This is a genomic window from Gemelliphila asaccharolytica, from assembly GCF_001553005.1.
Lineage (GTDB): Bacteria > Bacillota > Bacilli > Staphylococcales > Gemellaceae > Gemelliphila > Gemelliphila asaccharolytica.
The window spans coordinates 1-17114 of sequence record NZ_KQ959859.1 but is presented as its reverse complement, the minus strand read 5'-3'; the positions used below and the strand labels follow the sequence as shown (position 1 = coordinate 17114).

Genomic DNA, 17114 nt, shown 5'->3' with positions numbered 1-17114 from the left:
ATTTAATTAAAAGTAAACCCTCTTCTCTAATTATAGTAATTAGGAAGAGGGTTTTACTTTCTTCAAAATATTATTTTTTTAAAAAAATTTATACCCTATTTTTTTTCTTCTTCCTTATATTGACATTCTGCACAATATACATATTTTTTACCTTCATATAAATTTTTATCACATTTAGGACAACATCTACTAATAGGTTTATCCCATGATACATATTCACAATTTGGATAATTTTCACATCCGTAGAATAATTTTCCTTTTTTGGATTTTCTTTCTAAAATTTCAAATTTTTTACAAACAGGACATTTTACTCCTATTTTTTTTAGCAACGCTTGTGTATAGCGACATTCTGGAAAATTAGAACACGCTATAAATTTCCCGAATTTTCCTAATTTATACAATAAAGGAGATTTACAATTAGGACAGCTTTCCCCTGTATACTCTTTTTTTATTTCTACTTTTTCTAATTCATTCTCTGCTTTTTTTACATCTTTTGAAAATCCATTATAAAATCTGCAAATGACTTCATTCCAATTTTCTATTCCATCTGCAATTTTATCCAAATCTAATTCTAAATTAGCTGTGAATTTTGTATCTATTATATCAGGAAAATATTGAAGAATTATTTGACATACTATTTCACCTAATTCCGTTGGAACAAATGCTTTATTAGTGATTTTTGCATAATATCTTTTTTGTAATGTATCTATTATAGTAGCATATGTTGATGGTCTACCTATACCTAATTCCTCCAATGTTGCAATTAATTTTGCTTCTGTATATCTTGATGGAGGGAGAGTGAAATGTTGTTCTTCTTTTATTTCTTTAAATGGTGCTTTTTCTTTTTCCTCAAATTCTGCATACGATTTTGTTTTTTCTTTTATTTTAAGAATTTTTGTAAACCCATCAAATTTTATTTTTGATTCATTAGATTTAAATAAAACGCCTGAATTTTCAAAAAAAGTACTTGTAGTTTCATAAACTGCTGCACTCATCTGACTTGCTAAAAATCTTTCCCATATTAACTTATATAACTTATATTGTTCAGGAGTTAAATATTCTTTTATAGTAGATGGAAGATAATTGATATTAGTAGGTCTTATCCCTTCATGAGCATCTTGAATATTCTTAACTTCTTTTTTATTTGTTTTCTTAATTTTTAATAAGTATTCTTCACCATAATTTTCTAGAATAAAATTTTGTGCCTGCTCAGTTGCTTCTTTTGAAATTCTTGTAGAATCAGTTCTCATATAAGTTATAAGCCCTGTAGTTCCTCCTAATTTTTTAAGATTTACTCCCTCATAAAGTTGTTGAGCTACTGACATCGTTTTTTTAGTTTTAAAATTTAATTTTCTTGATGCTTCTTGTTGCATAGTAGAAGTGGTAAAGACATTAGGAGAATTTCTTTTTTTAGCTGTTTTCAATATGTTTTTTACTAAAAATTCATTCCCTACTATTGCTTCTTTTACTCGTGTTACCTCTTCTTTTTTTTCTAATTTTAACCTTTCTCCTTTAAATGAATAAAAGCTTGATAGTAAACTTTTTCGTCCTTTTTTAAAATCAATTTCTAAAGTCCAATATTCCTTTGGATTAAAATTTCTTATCTCGTTTTCCCTATCTACTATAATTTTTAATGCTGTACTCTGTACCCTTCCTGCTGATAGTTTTGGTTTAACTTTTTTCCATAAAACTGGAGATATGTTATATCCTACTAATCTATCTAGTATTCTTCTTGCTTGCTGTGCATTTACTAAATTTATATTTATTTCTCTTGGTTTTTTTATAGCATCTTTTACAGCATCTTTAGTTATTTCATTAAAAACTATTCTATTTTTAGGCTTACTAATATTTAAAACACTAGAAATATGCCATGCTATTGCTTCCCCTTCTCTATCTGGGTCGGAAGCAAGAAAGATATTTTTCATTCCTTTTGCTTCTTTTTTTAATATTTTTATAGTATCTCCCTTTCCTCTTATAGAAATATAATCAGCTTTTACCTTCCCATCTTCTGTTATTTGAACACCCATTCTACTTTTAGGAAGATCTTTTATATGTCCCTTTGAGGAAATTACTTTATATTTTTTCCCTAAATATTTCTCTATAGTTTTAGCTTTCGATGGAGATTCCACTATTACCAAATTTTCTGCCATTATAAACCTCTCCTACTTTGATAATATGTATATTAGTTTATTTTTTTGAAAATGTCAATAATAGAAAAGATTTAATCTATTTTAGTTAATATTAGTGGTTCTTCATTTTCTCTTACAACTATAGTATGTTCATATTGAGCTACATATGAATTGTCATCTGTTATCAATTCCCATTCATCTCTTGTACTATTTTTTACTTCTGTTGCATTTGTTGATACAAAAGGCTCTACTGCTAAACACATACCTTTTTTCAAAATTATATTGTCCCATGGATCAAAATAGTTAAAGACATGAGAAGGTTCTTGATGTAATTTTGTTCCTATACCATGACCTGTCAAATTTTCTATTACTTTTAAATTATTTTCTTTAATTTTTTTATGTACATTTTTCCCTATTTGATTTATTTTTTTACCTGCTTTTGCATATTTTATTCCTTCATGAAAAGCTTCTTTTGCAACATCGCATACTTTTTGTTTCATTGGATCGTCACATGTTCCGACTACAAATGAAACTCCTGTATCTCCGTAATACCCATCTTTACAGCCAGATACATCTATATTTATTAAATCTCCACTTTTTAATATTTTGTTATTGGCAGGTATGCCATGTGCTGCTTGATGATTTAACGATATACATGTATATCCAGGAAAATCATAATCTTCTATTGGGGCAGATTTTGCTCCATATTTTTCAAATAGTTCTTTTGCCATATTATCTAACTGTTTAGTAGAAACTCCAGGTACTGCTGCAGATTTTAATGTGTCCCTTATTTTAGCACATATGTAACCTATTTCTTTCATTTTTTCTAATTGTTCTTTGTTTTTTATTATCATATTCTCACCTTTTCTAATTTATTAATTCTTTTAGATTTTTTATAGTATATGTTGGTTTAATTTTTTTCTTTAATACTTCTTCTTTACTTGTAACTCCAGTTTGTACATGTATAGTATCAATATTTGAATTTATTCCAGACATTATATCAGTTTCATAATTATCTCCAATCATAACTACATCTTCTCTTTTATAATTAAATTTATCTATAGCTAACGTCATTATTTCCTTATTAGGCTTGCCTATTATTGTCGCTTTTATATCTGTTGCATATTCTAAATATTTAATTTGTCCCCCATTACTAGGACTCATTCCCTCTTCAGTAGGAATTAATTTATCTGGATTAGTTCCTATAAATTTGGCTCCTTCCCTTATAGCAAAACAAGCCTCTTTTACTTTATCATATGTTAATTTTCTATCAAGACCTACTACAACACTTGATGCTTTATCATAAGATACTATCGAAATGTTTTCGTCTTCTAGAGCTTTTATTAATCCATTTTCCCCTATTACATATGTATTTTTATATCCTTTTTTTTTTCATATATATAGCAGCTGCTAAAGAAGATGTAAAAACATTTTTTTCAAATGTTTTTATCCCAAAACACCTTAGCTTATTAACAACTTCTTTTTCTGTTCTAGTGGAATTATTTGTTAAAAATAGATAATCAATACTATTAGAATTTAAAAAATCAATAAATTCTTTAGCATATTCTATTTTTTCTTTTCCATTATACATCGTGCCATCTAAATCTATTAAATATAGTTTATATTTTTTTATTTTCATCTTTTCAATATCCTATTTTTTAAACTTTTTTTATTATATCACATATATCTCAATTTTTCATTTTTTAATTGTTATAAAAATATTCACGTTAATAAGTTGTATTTTAAAAATATTAAAAATATTTTTAAAATAATTATAATTTACAAATAAAAAAAGACGTAAAAAAACGCCTTAAATATATTTTGTAAATATCTTATCTATAAATACCAACCATTTGTTCATTTTTGAAAACTGTTGTTTTTTATTATACCACACAACCATAACAAGTGATTGAAATAACATATACCATTTTAATTTTAATTTATATGATAATGTAGGAACAATTCCATATTCCTTAAGCCAAATATCCCAATTTTCCTGTGGAATATATAAATATAAAACAAAAGAAATATCTATCGCTGGATCACCTAATATAGCTTGTTCCCAATCAACTAAAAATAATTTATTACTATCTGATAACAACCAATTATCTTTATGCAAATCTGCATGACAGGGAGCTAAAATATCATCTTTTGGTCTGTTTCTTTCTAAATATTCAATAGCAAGTGAAATATCTCTATTTTCTAATAATTCTTTTGATAATATTTTTTTTAAATTATCTAACGATGATTTTGATGTTTCTTTCTTGAATCCCTGATTTATCATCATTTTTTTCAATTTTATCGAATTATGAACTTTTTTTAAAATTTTTGGAATTCTTTTATCTATCATTTCTTTTGATGATAAATTCCTACCATTTTGAAAATCTTGAGCTATTATTACATCTCCATTACTTAATCTTCTAGTCCACTTTAATTTAGGAACTATTTTTTCTGCTGATAATGTTGCTATTATAGGAGTAGCATTTTTTTTTATAAAATATTTATTTTCTTCTCTTGTATAATAATATTCTTCTTCGTACTGTTCACCTAATGTCCAGCCCATTTGGTAATATTCATTAGCCAAAATACCACTCCTTTCCTTTTTTCTTAAATAATGCATTATTATTTTACAATTTTTAAAATTTTTTTTCAAGTTGAATAAAATTAAATAAATATAAAATTTTTAAAAATATTATCACTATATATATATAATTTTTTCCTTTTTTTTTATATCTGTTTTCTATAAACTTATTAATAAATAAAATAAAAAAATAAAAAAAAATATTTTAATAAAAAAATATTTTTTTTAAGTACATTTAGAAATTATAAAGTGATTTAATTTTTTTTACAACAAATTTTATATATTGATTCGGCATATATTGCTACAGATAAAAGTAAATCCTCTATATACATATGCTCATTTGCTTGATGCATTGTGTCTTCTCTATCTGGCAGTAACGCTCCAAACGCAACTCCTTTTTTCATACATCTTGCATAAGTTCCACCACCTATAACCATAGCGTCATTCTTATAGTCATTTGTGTATTTTCTATATACTGATAATAAAGTCTGAACTAAATCATCTTCTTTAGGAACGTAATGTGCTGATTTGTTTGAATAAACATCTACATTGAAATTCTTTAAATTTAATTTTTTTAATTTTTCTATCAAATTGAATTTTGCAGGAAACCTTGAATCAGCTTCTATTATAGCTTTTCTTTCTTTGCTATTATAATAAAAAATTCCATAATTATATGTAGCTCGTCCCATTTCATTATCTTCATAATTAAGTTCAAGATTATTACCGAATGGATCAGAATCTAATCTACTTGCTATAAATTTCATATAATTTTTTGCATTTTTATCTAATGATAAAGTACATAAAAATTTTGCAAGTTTTGTGGCAGCATTCATTCCTAATTCTGGTGTGGAACCGTGAGCGGCTTGTCCACTAAATTTTAAGATAATAAAGTCTTTTTTACTTAATTCATAGTTTTCTATAGCACATTCTTTTAATTTATTTTTTAAATTATCTATATTCCCTTCTAATTTCACTACCGCCTTATCAGGAACTATATTTTTAGCAAGACCTGATTCAAATGATAATATTTTATATTCATTTTCTTCATTTTTACTTTCTTCTTCAAATTTTAAAATATATCTAAAATTACATTGAGCTTTTTCTCCATATATTAAAGGGTAAAGTGCATCTGGAGTAAAGCCTTCTTCTGGTATTTCTTCTGTTTCAAAATATCTTTTAACGCATCTAAACCCTACTTCTTCATCAGTCCCAACAATTAATCTTACTCTTTTATTCCATTTTACATTTAAATTATCTAAAATTTTAATAGCATAATATGCTGCCATAGTTGGACCTTTATCATCTAATACCCCTCTTGCAAATATTTTACCGTCCCTAACTTCAGGGTTAAACGGATCACTTTCCCATTCATCAGGATTTGCTGGAACAACATCAACATGACCTAATATACCGAAAAGTTCATCCCCTTCTCCAATTTCTATATGCCCTGATACATTTCCTACATTTTTGACTTTATATCCATCTCTTTTACCAAAGGATAAAATCTTATCAAGTGCCTTTCTAGGACCTATTCCAAAAGGATACTCTTTAGATTTTTCTTCCTTTAAATAAGAATTAATTTTCAATAATTCAAATAAATCACTTATTAAATCTTCTTCATATTTTTTTACTTCATCTTTAAAATTAATTTCCATAAATAATTACCTCTTCCTTTAATTTTTTCAATTCTATTTCATTTAAATGCCTATATTTTCCTAAAGCAAGATTTTTGTCCAAAACTAAAGTACCTATAGATATCCTTTTTAGATATGTAACATTTAACCTTATACTATTTATCATTCTTTTAATCTGATGAAATTTCCCCTCAGATATTGTTATATAGGCTTTAGATTCATGTTTATCACTTCTTATTATCTCTAGTTTTGCACTTTTACATTTAAAATCTTTTAACTTTATTCCTTTTTCAAAAATTTCTACATGATTAAAAGTTAATTCTCCATTTACTTCTACATAATATTTTTTCTTTATATCCTTTTTAGGAGATAGTATATTATGAGCTAAAATTCCATCATTTGTTAATAATATTAATCCTTCTGTATCTTTATCTAGTCTACCTACAGGAAATGGTGAAAATATTTTTTCTTTTTCATCAAGATAATCTAAAACTACCTTCTCTTTTTTATCGAATGTAGCAGTTATAACACCAGCCTCTTTATTCAACATTAGATAAATATATTTTTTATAATTAAGAACTTTTTCTCCTATTTTTACTATATCTTCTTTTTCATTAATTTTATAATCAGCATTTCTAACTAGAAATTCATTTACTATTATTCCTTTTTTTATTAATTTTTTTACTTTACTTCTTGTATAGTCTGTACAAGAACATATATATTTATCTAGTCTCATATTATCTTCTCCTTAATAAAGTTGTCAAAGTAACTTTTCTGCTAAATAAATAGTCAGTAAATTTTATTTTTATTAATAAACTAAAGTAACTGATAACTGCTGGGATTGAACAAATTATAATTATTAATAAACTATCAAATTTTTTAGATACATCTAAAATTAGCACTAATCCCTCATATATTACAAAAGTAATAAATGACATCACTAGACAAGTAACTAATATTTTTATAAAGTTTTTTATAAATTCTAACAATTTTAAATGAATCTCATTATGTATAATAACTACATTTAAAAATATCATTATAATATATACAAAAACAGAACAATATATTGCTCCAGCCGTTTCAAATTTATATATAAATTGTTTATTTAAGAAATATTTAAATAATGCTCCTAAAATTATTATATATATATTTAATTTTTGTTTTTCAATTGCCTGCATTATTATACTTGTTAAGCCATAAACTGCGTAAACTAAAGCTAATGGTAAATAAATTTTCATCAATCGAAATCCATCTAAATCATACTCATAAAAAGATACATAAAGAGGTTTAGTTAATATATACATCCCAAATAACGATGGTAAAACTATCATTAAAAGTGATAATGTCACCTTATTTATTTGAGTTGATAGCTCATTATTATTTCTTTTTACATATAATCTTGTTACAGCTGGTAAAAACGCTCCTGTAAAAGCAGGAGCTATAGCTACAGAAATCATAACTAATTTATTTATATAATTATTATATATATTGAATTCATCTTCACCTATTTGTGCTTTGCCTATTGTATCCATTGCTTGTAACAAAGTATTTTGATCAATAAGGCTAAGCAAGGCAAAAAATGACGATACAATAACAAAAGGAATCGATACAGAAAATATTTCTTTTAATATCCCTAAAACACTACCATTTTCAAAACTTTTTTGTTTTTCATTAATATCATTATCATGATAAAACAAATGTTTTTTATACTTTAAATAATAATAAAATAGAATTAACACAGCTACTATAGCTCCAACACTAGCAGCAAATGTAGCAATTGCATTTGCATAAACAACATTTCCGCTAGTAATGTTCATAACTATATAAGTACCTAACATCATAAACAAAATTCTTATAAATTGTTCGAAAAATTGAGATATTGCAGAAGGAAGCATAATTTCATGACCTTGAAAAATCCCCCTAAGACCTGCACTAAGCATTGCAAATGGAACGGCTAAAGATAATGTTTGAATTACTAGTTCTAAATCTTTAACACTATATCGTAATGGAACATTTACAGTAGCTATTGTATGCTCTGCTAAAGATTCTGCACCAAATATAAAAATGACAAACCCTAAAATACCTAATACTAAAAGAAGAATTGCTCCTATTTTAGCAATCATTTTACTTTTATTATAATTTTTTTCTTCATTATATTTTGATATCAACTTAGATATAGCTAATGGAATCCCAGCAGATGAAAGTTCTAATAACAAAACATAATAATTATATGCATAATTAATTAAAATCATATTATTTTTTCCACCTACAATTTTGTAGTAAGGAATAATATATATCAATCCTATTATTTTTGTTAAAATTAAACTAATACTTAAAATAAATGTTCCTTTAAATAAGGAATCTCTCTTCAAATTATTCACTCCTGTCACATAAATTAATTAAATAAAAATATATTGATAAATATAGACTAAAGTTATAAATATAGTATATACAAAAACAAGTCTAAATACTTTTTCTATTTTTTTCTTTTTTATAAAATTAAATTTAATTAACAGAACATAAATTGAAGTCATTACAATAAAACTTATTAAAAAAACAAGTATTATACTTAATATAAATTTCATATATCCTCCATTTTTTAATTTTATAATGTTTATTCTATCATATTTCATCTTATTTTACACTATATATTTTTTTAAAATAATTTTCAAAAAACATATAGTGTTAGAAAATCTCACATTAGGTGTTTTTTTTTAGAGTTTTTTGTTATAATATTTTCATGTAAGCATAGGGGGTGATTTATTGAATTTTAAAAGTATTCAAAAAAACTTACCAGTTTTATCAATAAGTGTTGTAACAAAAATTACAAAACTATCAGCAAGGCAAATAAGATATTATGAAGATAAAAAGTTAATAATTCCAGATAGAACATCTGGGAATACTCGACTTTTTTCAATTAATGATGTAGAAAAACTTTTATCAATAAAAGAACTTTTGAATAAAGGTTTTAATATTAAGGCTATTGATGAGATGATAAATAATAAGCAAGTTTCTTCTGAAATCAATAAAATAAGACAAATCATTCACAATGACATATTCACTGGACCTAACGCAAAAAATAGAGAAAAATCTATAGGTCGAGGAGATTTATCTAGATTCTACAATAAATAAAAGAGGAGTTTATTATGCTAACAAAAAAAGAAATTTTAGATACAATAAAAAAAGAAAATGTAAAATATATAAGACTACAATTTACAGATATTATGGGAACAATTAAAAATGTTGAAGTCCCTGTAAGTCAAATAAATAAAGTTTTAGAAAACGATATGATGTTCGATGGTTCTTCAATTGAAGGATTTGTTCGTATAGAAGAAAGTGATATGTACTTATATCCAGATTTAAATACATTTTTAGTATATTCTTGGGATAGCGAATATGGTAAAGTTGCAAGATTTATATGTGACGTATATACTGCAGATAGAAAACCTTTTGCTGGAGATCCTCGTGGAAATCTAAAAAGAGTTCTTAAAAAAATGAATAAATTAGGTTATGATACCCTAAACTTAGGCCCTGAACCAGAATTTTTCTTATTCCAACTTGATAATGGAAAACCTTCTTTAGAACTAAATGATCATGGAAGCTATTTCGATTTAGCTCCTGTTGACCTAGGGGAAAATGTTAGACGTGATATAGTTTTAGAACTTGAAAAACTAGGATTTGATATTGAAGCAAGTCATCATGAAGTAGCACCTGGTCAACATGAAATCGACTTTAAATATACAGATGTAGTAAGTGCTTGTGATAATATCCAAACATTTAAATTAATAGTAAAAACAATAGCAAGAAAACACGGTTTACACGCAACATTTATGCCAAAACCTTTATACGGAATAAACGGTTCTGGAATGCACTGTAATGTTTCATTATTTAAAAAAGGAGAAAACTGCTTTTATGATGAAACAACAGAAAATAAATTATCAAAAGATGCTTATCACTTTATAGCTGGTATCCTAAAACATGCTCGTAGCTTTACAGCAATTTGTAACCCTACAGTAAATTCATTTAAACGTCTTGTTCCAGGTTATGAAGCTCCATGTTACGTTGCTTGGTCAACATCTAATAGATCTCCACTTATTCGTATTCCTGCTTCACGTGGAAAATCAACACGTATAGAAGTAAGATCTGTAGATCCATCTGCAAATCCTTATTTAGCACTAGCAACTATTTTAGCAGCAGGCCTTGATGGAATAGAAAATAAACTTCAACCAATGCACGAAGTACGTAGCAATATTTATGTTATGACTCCTGAAGAGCGTGTTGATGAAGGTATTGATCAATTACCATCAACATTATATACTGCCTTAAAAGAATTAAAAGATTCTACTATAGTTAGAGAATCTCTTGGAGAACATATTTTCCAAAACTTCTATGAAGCAAAATCTATTGAGTGGGATGCTTTTAGAACTAGAGTAACAGATTGGGAAGTAGAACAATACTTAAAACAATACTAATCAATAAATAAATAAAATAAAAAAAATAATAACTTTAATTTTATTGTTAAAGTTATTATTTTTTTATTTAATATTTTTTCTATACAACCTCTATTATAAATATAATTATGAAAATAACTCTCTTATTCTACTACTATTTCTGTTATAGAAACTTCTTTTTTAGGTTTATCTTGACTATCTGTTTGAACATTAGCTATTTTTTCTAATATATCTTCTCCTAAAATAATTTGTCCGAATACTGTATGTCTATTATCTAACCATGGAGTACCTCCATCTTTTTCATATTTAGAAATTGCCTCTTTGGGCCATCCTGCTTGTTCTAATTGTGATAACATCATAGGATCTACTTTTTTAGCTTGAACTATAAAAAATTGACTACCATTAGTGTTAGGTCCTGCATTAGCCATAGATAATGCTCCGTAAAAATTAAAATATTTTGGTGAAAATTCATCTTCAAATGACTTTCCATAAATACTTTCTCCACCCATTCCTGTAGCCGTAGGATCTCCTCCTTGTATCATAAAATCTTTTATAACTCTATGAAATATAATACCATTATAGTATCCATTTTTTGAATGTGTTATAAAATTTTTACAAGTCTTTGGAATGTCTTTTTCAAATAATTTAAACGCCATATCCCCTAAAGTAGTTTTTATAATAATCTTTCTTTCTCCTGATTGAAGTTCTTTTGTATTTTGTGATAATGTCATTATTCTAAGCCTCTTTTTTTATTTTTCTCTCTTGTATTTCTTTTAATATATTTTCTTTAAACTCTTCATATGATTTTATATTTTGTTCTTGAGAGCCAAATGTTCTTATATTTACTAATTTTGATTCTACTTCTTTATCACCAATAACTAGAGTATAAGGTATTTTTTTATTTGCAGCTTCTCTTATTTTATATCCTAATTTTTCATTTCTATCATCTATAGAAACTCTTACACCTTTTGATTTTAAATCATCAAATATTTTTCTTGAATAATCATAATGGAAATCATTATTTACTGGTATTATTCTTACTTGATGTGGTGCAAGCCATGTTGGAAGATCTCCTTTATATTCTTCTAATAAAAATGCTACCAGTCTTTCCATTGTAGAAACAATTCCTCTATGTATTACTACTGGTCTATGTCCTTTTCCATCTTCACCTATATATTCAAGTTCAAATCTTTCTGGTAATAAAAAGTCTAATTGGACAGTAGATAATGTTTCTTGTTTTCCTATTGCAGTTTCTACTTGAACATCAAGTTTTGGTCCATAAAATGCTGCTTCTCCCTCTGCTTCAACATAATTAAGACCTAATTCATCTGCTGCTTCTTTTAACATTTTTTGAGCATTTTCCCACATTTTATCATCATCAAAATATTTTTCTTTATTATTAGGATCTCTATAAGATAAACGATAACTGTATTTATCTATACCTAAATCTTTATATGCTTCTTTTACTAATGCAACAGTCAATTTAAATTCATCTTTTAGTTGATCTGGTCTAACAAAAACGTGTGCATCATTAAGAGTCATACCTCTAACTCTTTGAAGCCCACTTACAGCTCCACTTGCTTCATATCTATGCATCATCCCTAGTTCTGCTATTCTTATTGGTAACTCTCTATATGAATGTTTTTGATTTTTGTATATCATCATATGATGTGGGCAATTCATAGGTCTAAGAACCATTTCTTCATGATCCATTGTCATTTTTGGAAACATATCATCTTGATAATGATCCCAGTGTCCACTTGTTTTATATAAGTCTACTGTTCCTAACACTGGAGTATATACATGGTCATATCCAACTGCTATTTCTTTATCCACTATATATCTTTCTATAGTTCTACGAATTGTTGCTCCACTAGGTAACCATAAAGGAAGCCCAGCCCCGACTTTTTGACTAGTCATAAATATATCTAGCTCTTTACCTATTTTTCTATGATCTCTTTCTTTAGCTTCTTTTAATTTTTCTAAATATTCTTTTAATGATTTTTTATTAAAAAATGCTGTACCATAAATTCTTTGTAGCATTTTATTGTTACTGTCACCTCTCCAGTAAGCTCCAGCAACAGATAGAAGTTTAAACTCTTTTATTTTTGATGTTGAATATACATGTCCACCTCTACATAAATCAGTAAATTCTCCCTGTGTATATGTAGTAATTTTTTCATCTATTGGCAAATCATCTATTAATTCTAATTTATAAGGGTCATTTTTAAATATTTCTTTAGCTTCTTCCCTTGAAACTTCTTTTCCCACAACTTTTAAATTTTCAGAAATAATTTTTTTCATTTCTTTTTCTATATTTTTTAAATCTTCTTCTGTAATTTTGTATTCACAATCAAAATCATAATAAAATCCATTTTCTATTGATGGCCCAACACCAAAAGTTACTTTTCCATATATTCTTCTTAATGCTTGTGCCAATAAATGAGCACAAGAATGTCTTAAAACATGAAGAGCTTCTTTATCTTCACCATCTGCTACTATTAGATTTATTTCCCCATCATTTTTTATTATTTTGTCTAATTCTATATATTTATCATCTAATTTAGCTGCTATTACTTTTTTTCTTAAACTAACACTTATTTTTTCAGCTATATCAAGAGCATTAACATTTTCAAAATCTTTTATACTTCCATCTTTAAATTTAATTTTAACCATAATATTTTCTCCTTTTAAAAATAATAAAATCCCTATCCTGCTATTGCAAGATAGGGACGACTTTTATCGTGGTACCACCCAAATTTGAAATTAATTTCCTCATTATCTAGCGATTAAAGCTCGCTTAACTATTATATATATAGTAATAAAGGTAGTAATATATAAAGCATCATAAGTATTCTCAGCATACATACTCTCTCTAAAATGAATGACTCTACAATCTCGTCCTTTTATATAATAATTTATTATGTAATAGATTTTAGCATAAATTATTATTATATGCAAGAATTTTAAAATTAAAATTCCCTTTGATTTTTAGAATCTAAATACACAGGTTCTGCTAAAAATCTAATTCTATCAACTATTCTCATTGATTTTGTTTCATCAATACTATTTTTTGTAACAGATAAAAAATCACTTAAATCTTTAATTCCCAAATTAGACGTGAAAAATGTCAGTAAATTTTCACTTGATCTATAATTTATAATAGGAACTAAAATTTCATCCCTTACAAATTCCGTTATATTCTCAGCTCCTAAATCATCTATAATTAAGACTTCTTGCTCTCTTATTAAATCTATAATATAGTTATAATCTCCATTAGAGACTAAACTTTTTATTTTCCTTACAAATTCTGGAAAATATATTATAGCGGGTTCAATTCCCTTATTAGTTAAATAATTATATACACAACCCATTAAATAAGATTTGCCTATACCTGTCTTACCATATATATATGTACCTTTTACATTTGATTTATTTAATTTTTTATCGCATATTTCTATTAATCTTGTAGCTAAAATTATTTTTTCTGCATCATTAGAAATTGAAGAAAAATTAGAATATAATAATTTTTTTGAGATATATTTTGTCTTAATTATATTTTCATATTTTTTCGACTCTCTCTTTTTCCTTTGTGAAGAAGTTTCTACTAACTCTAAAAAGATTTTATTATCTTTAAATATTAATTTAGGATTATACTCTATTTCCTTTGATTTTTTTTTACTAAAATAAAAGCTGAAAAACAGTTGCATATTTTCTTGTACTTGGTTTTCGCTAAGATTATTCTTTTTTATAAATTTAGATATATCTTTATCTCTAAGCACTTTATTAAATAAACTATTTATTTTCTCTACATCAATTTTTTTATTTGTTATATCTCCTATTTTTTTCATTAATCAATTCCTTTTTCTTTTAAAAGTTGTTTAAAATCATTTTGTGATATATCTTCTATTTTTTCTTTTTCTTTTGACTGTCCATTCAAAGAATTTAGTTGTTCTTTAATATAATCAGGTGTGGTAATAAAATTATTTTTTTTCCTAATATTCATATTATACGATGCTGTTTTATATTGTTTAAAATCCTTTTTATAATTTGCACTTCTTGAATTTAAAAATTTCATAACATCTATTGCACTAACAAATCTTTTAGATGACCAAGAACTAGCTATTTTATCTAAATAATTATAGTTAGGTAATCCGTTAGATCCACTTTTTTTTAGTCCATAATCTAATAAAATATTTAAAACCCCTGATGAAAATTTATATTTTTCTTGTAATTTCAATATAATATTTTTTGTATCTATTTCAGATAATATAATACCCCATTTTTTATTTAAAAATTCAATATAGTTCATACTATCAAATTTTTTAGCTACTCTTTCTTCTTTGGATAGTTCTTTATAATTATTATATGTATCATGAACAAGTTTTTTATTTATTCTTTCATCTAAAGTTGTATTATCTTGTTTTTTTATATTTAAATAAAGTTGCATCAAATATTCTTTTAACTCTTTTATATTAACTTCTGTACCTGAAGATTCTTCTGAAATAGATTTTTCGATAGCTACAGACATATCTTCTGGCGTAGTTTTATACAGATGTGCTAACTCTAATATAGTTTTTTTTAAATTATTATCTTCTAAAACTATATCAAGATAGTTATTAGAAAGAAGATAATTTAATTTCGAAAAATCAAAATAATATTCATCTAAATTAGGCCCATAATTATTTTCTCTGATGCTTTCTTTAGAAATAATTTTTTCTTCATTAGAAGAATAAACTTGTGAAAATTTAGCAGTTATCTCAGAAAAATTGTCAAATTTTAATTTTTCAGTGTTATATTTCTTTGTAATTAATTCATATTCTTCAGCTGATATAGTATTTTTCAATAAGCCTGATAACAATTCATTAGCAAAAAACTCTTCGAAAGTTAATGGCTTTAAAATCTTATATATATAAAAAATTTTATTCTCTTTTTCAAAATAATAAGTTCTTAAAAGCCCTAATGCTTCTAATTTTTTTCTTATTAGCACAAATTGTTCAATAGATAATCCAAATGTTTCAGTAATTTCATAATGTAAAGAATTAATAGAAATATTTGTATCATTTAAAATTTTATTGAAAAAATAATCATACATTTTTATTGCATTTATTCCTATTAAAGGTAAATATAATATATTAAGTTCTTTACTATAATAATGGTCTTGATAACTATTATAAACTAAATAAAAATCTTTTTCTTCTAATTTTTTAGACATGTGCCTCACTCATTACTTCTATTATTATTTGTATATATTCTAAAGCATAAATAAAATCTTTTGAATATTCATATCTAATTTTATCATTGTTTTTTAAAGGTGCATAAAATGATTTAACTAATAAAGGATATGGATTATTTAATAATAATTTAGTTTTATCATCTTGATATAAATCTCTCAATACTATAAAGACTTTTTTTATAATTTTTAAAAACTCTTGTTTAGTAGGAGTTTTAATATGAGTATATGCTTCATATTTTTCAGAAAAACTTAGTATTTCTTTACTTTTTTCCTTAGAAATAAAATTTTTCATATCATATACTAAATCATACATAAAATCAAAAAATTTATTTATATCTTCTAAATATTCATCATTTATTATTTTTGATGCCCCTTTTAGAAGTAACTCGTTTATATTGAAATCTGTAACAAATAAATATAATTTATATAAATCTTGAAATTCTATATATGAGAATTTTTTGTATTTATCAACAATATCTTTTAAACTTTGATTTTCTTTATATATATTATATATAGTATTTAGCCAAATAAAATCTACTAATTTACGTTGATTAATTAACTGAATTAAATAATTATTAAATTCATAAAATTTTTCATCTTTAAATATAAATACTATGTTATTTTCAATATTTTCAATTAAAGAAAAAAATTCATTTGAGACATTCAAATCAAAATTATTGTTATTAAAATCTTCTTTTAGAGAAGATTTTATTTTTTCAAATTCACAAGTTGTGTTATCACCTTTTTCTATGTTTTTTTGAAATATTGTATTATTTCGAGGATTTCTTAAATAAAAAAAATTTTCAATTGCATTTTGAAATTTAAGCAAATTTGCTAAAATTTTTATATATGCAACTTTTATATTTTTATCATTTGAAATTCCATTAATTTTCAATAGTGCATTTAATATATTTTGTTTATTTTGTTTAGTTAATTCTAATACTTTATTTTCTTCAAGGTACATAACATTAACCCCCCTTGTACATATTGTAATGTTACAACATTTTTCGATTAAAATCAATAATAAAAAAAGCTCCCGAAAGGGAACTTTCAAAAATGCCTGGCAACGTTCTAATCTTGCAG

The 17114-nt window shown here is 25.1% G+C and carries 15 protein-coding genes; 2 read left to right on the top strand and 13 right to left on the bottom strand.

The window, feature by feature from the left end; all coding sequences use genetic code 11:
• Window positions 1-95: 95 nt before the first annotated feature.
• The 8 genes from topA to HMPREF1871_RS01155 form a co-directional block, all read right to left on the bottom strand.
• The gene (topA, locus tag HMPREF1871_RS01185) at window positions 96-2150 is read right to left on the bottom strand and encodes a type I DNA topoisomerase (protein WP_066128908.1); all 2055 of its coding nucleotides are present in this window, start codon (window positions 2148-2150) and stop codon (window positions 96-98) included.
• 71 nt (window positions 2151-2221) lie between these two features.
• Window positions 2222-2983 (bottom strand): type I methionyl aminopeptidase, encoded by a 762-nt coding sequence (map, locus tag HMPREF1871_RS01180; RefSeq protein ID WP_066128905.1) that lies wholly within the window; start codon window positions 2981-2983, stop codon window positions 2222-2224.
• Between the two features lie 13 nt (window positions 2984-2996).
• Window positions 2997-3449, bottom strand: coding sequence for an HAD hydrolase-like protein (locus HMPREF1871_RS06365; RefSeq protein ID WP_331462913.1), 453 nt, complete (start codon window positions 3447-3449; stop codon window positions 2997-2999).
• Window positions 3450-3504: 55 nt separating this feature from the next.
• On the bottom strand, window positions 3505-3768 hold the full coding sequence (locus HMPREF1871_RS06360) for an HAD family hydrolase (RefSeq protein ID WP_232297337.1): 264 nt from the start codon (window positions 3766-3768) through the stop codon (window positions 3505-3507).
• Window positions 3769-3939: 171 nt separating this feature from the next.
• A complete protein-coding gene (locus HMPREF1871_RS01170; protein WP_066128901.1) occupies window positions 3940-4713 on the bottom strand; it encodes a phosphotransferase family protein in 774 nt (257 codons plus the stop codon).
• 251 nt (window positions 4714-4964) lie between these two features.
• On the bottom strand, window positions 4965-6365 hold the full coding sequence (pepV, locus tag HMPREF1871_RS01165) for a dipeptidase PepV (protein ID WP_066128899.1): 1401 nt from the start codon (window positions 6363-6365) through the stop codon (window positions 4965-4967).
• Entirely contained in the window at window positions 6355-7080 is a 726-nt protein-coding gene (locus HMPREF1871_RS01160; protein ID WP_066128895.1) for a pseudouridine synthase, read from the bottom strand. Before HMPREF1871_RS01160 ends, pepV begins: the two co-directional genes overlap by 11 nt.
• Window position 7081: 1 nt before the next feature.
• Entirely contained in the window at window positions 7082-8716 is a 1635-nt protein-coding gene (locus tag HMPREF1871_RS01155; RefSeq protein WP_066128892.1) for a putative polysaccharide biosynthesis protein, read from the bottom strand.
• 391 nt (window positions 8717-9107) lie between these two features.
• Here HMPREF1871_RS01155 and HMPREF1871_RS01145 point away from each other — a divergent pair, with 391 nt between their 5' ends.
• Together HMPREF1871_RS01145 and glnA are read left to right on the top strand one after the other, a co-directional pair.
• Window positions 9108-9476 (top strand): MerR family transcriptional regulator, encoded by a 369-nt coding sequence (locus HMPREF1871_RS01145; RefSeq protein WP_066128884.1) that lies wholly within the window; start codon window positions 9108-9110, stop codon window positions 9474-9476.
• Between the two features lie 14 nt (window positions 9477-9490).
• Entirely contained in the window at window positions 9491-10816 is a 1326-nt protein-coding gene (gene glnA / locus HMPREF1871_RS01140; protein WP_066128880.1) for a type I glutamate--ammonia ligase, read from the top strand.
• 122 nt (window positions 10817-10938) lie between these two features.
• Here the strand turns inward: glnA and HMPREF1871_RS01135 are convergent, their stop codons facing one another.
• The 5 genes from HMPREF1871_RS01135 to HMPREF1871_RS01115 all read right to left on the bottom strand — a co-directional run bounded on the left by HMPREF1871_RS01135 (window position 10939) and on the right by HMPREF1871_RS01115 (window position 16995).
• On the bottom strand, window positions 10939-11526 hold the full coding sequence (locus tag HMPREF1871_RS01135; RefSeq protein ID WP_066128876.1) for a peptidylprolyl isomerase: 588 nt from the start codon (window positions 11524-11526) through the stop codon (window positions 10939-10941).
• 4 nt (window positions 11527-11530) lie between these two features.
• The gene (gene thrS / locus HMPREF1871_RS01130) at window positions 11531-13471 is read right to left on the bottom strand and encodes a threonine--tRNA ligase (RefSeq protein WP_066128874.1); all 1941 of its coding nucleotides are present in this window, start codon (window positions 13469-13471) and stop codon (window positions 11531-11533) included.
• Between the two features lie 296 nt (window positions 13472-13767).
• Window positions 13768-14646 carry a primosomal protein DnaI gene (gene dnaI, locus HMPREF1871_RS01125; protein WP_066128870.1) on the bottom strand — a complete coding sequence of 293 codons (879 nt, stop codon included), beginning with the start codon at window positions 14644-14646 and terminating at the stop codon, window positions 13768-13770.
• Window positions 14646-16010, bottom strand: coding sequence for a DnaD domain protein (locus HMPREF1871_RS01120; RefSeq protein ID WP_066128867.1), 1365 nt, complete (start codon window positions 16008-16010; stop codon window positions 14646-14648). Before HMPREF1871_RS01120 ends, dnaI begins: the two co-directional genes overlap by 1 nt.
• Window positions 16003-16995, bottom strand: a complete 993-nt coding sequence (locus HMPREF1871_RS01115; RefSeq protein ID WP_066128864.1) for a hypothetical protein — start codon at window positions 16993-16995, stop codon at window positions 16003-16005. The genes HMPREF1871_RS01120 and HMPREF1871_RS01115 overlap by 8 nt, the downstream gene beginning before the upstream one ends.
• Window positions 16996-17114 lie beyond the last annotated feature (119 nt).

Coding starts and splice junctions, on each gene's coding strand:
- pepV (WP_066128899.1), bottom strand. CDS start 6,365: ATGGAAATTAATTTTAAAGATGAAGTAAAAAAATATGAAGAAGATTTA.
- thrS (WP_066128874.1), bottom strand. CDS start 13,471: ATGGTTAAAATTAAATTTAAAGATGGAAGTATAAAAGATTTTGAAAAT.
- map (WP_066128905.1), bottom strand. CDS start 2,983: ATGATAATAAAAAACAAAGAACAATTAGAAAAAATGAAAGAAATAGGT.
- HMPREF1871_RS01115 (WP_066128864.1), bottom strand. CDS start 16,995: ATGTACCTTGAAGAAAATAAAGTATTAGAATTAACTAAACAAAATAAA.
- glnA (WP_066128880.1), top strand. CDS start 9,491: ATGCTAACAAAAAAAGAAATTTTAGATACAATAAAAAAAGAAAATGTA.
- HMPREF1871_RS01120 (WP_066128867.1), bottom strand. CDS start 16,010: ATGTCTAAAAAATTAGAAGAAAAAGATTTTTATTTAGTTTATAATAGT.
- dnaI (WP_066128870.1), bottom strand. CDS start 14,646: ATGAAAAAAATAGGAGATATAACAAATAAAAAAATTGATGTAGAGAAA.
- topA (WP_066128908.1), bottom strand. CDS start 2,150: ATGGCAGAAAATTTGGTAATAGTGGAATCTCCATCGAAAGCTAAAACT.
- HMPREF1871_RS06360 (WP_232297337.1), bottom strand. CDS start 3,768: ATGAAAATAAAAAAATATAAACTATATTTAATAGATTTAGATGGCACG.
- HMPREF1871_RS01160 (WP_066128895.1), bottom strand. CDS start 7,080: ATGAGACTAGATAAATATATATGTTCTTGTACAGACTATACAAGAAGT.
- HMPREF1871_RS01135 (WP_066128876.1), bottom strand. CDS start 11,526: ATGACATTATCACAAAATACAAAAGAACTTCAATCAGGAGAAAGAAAG.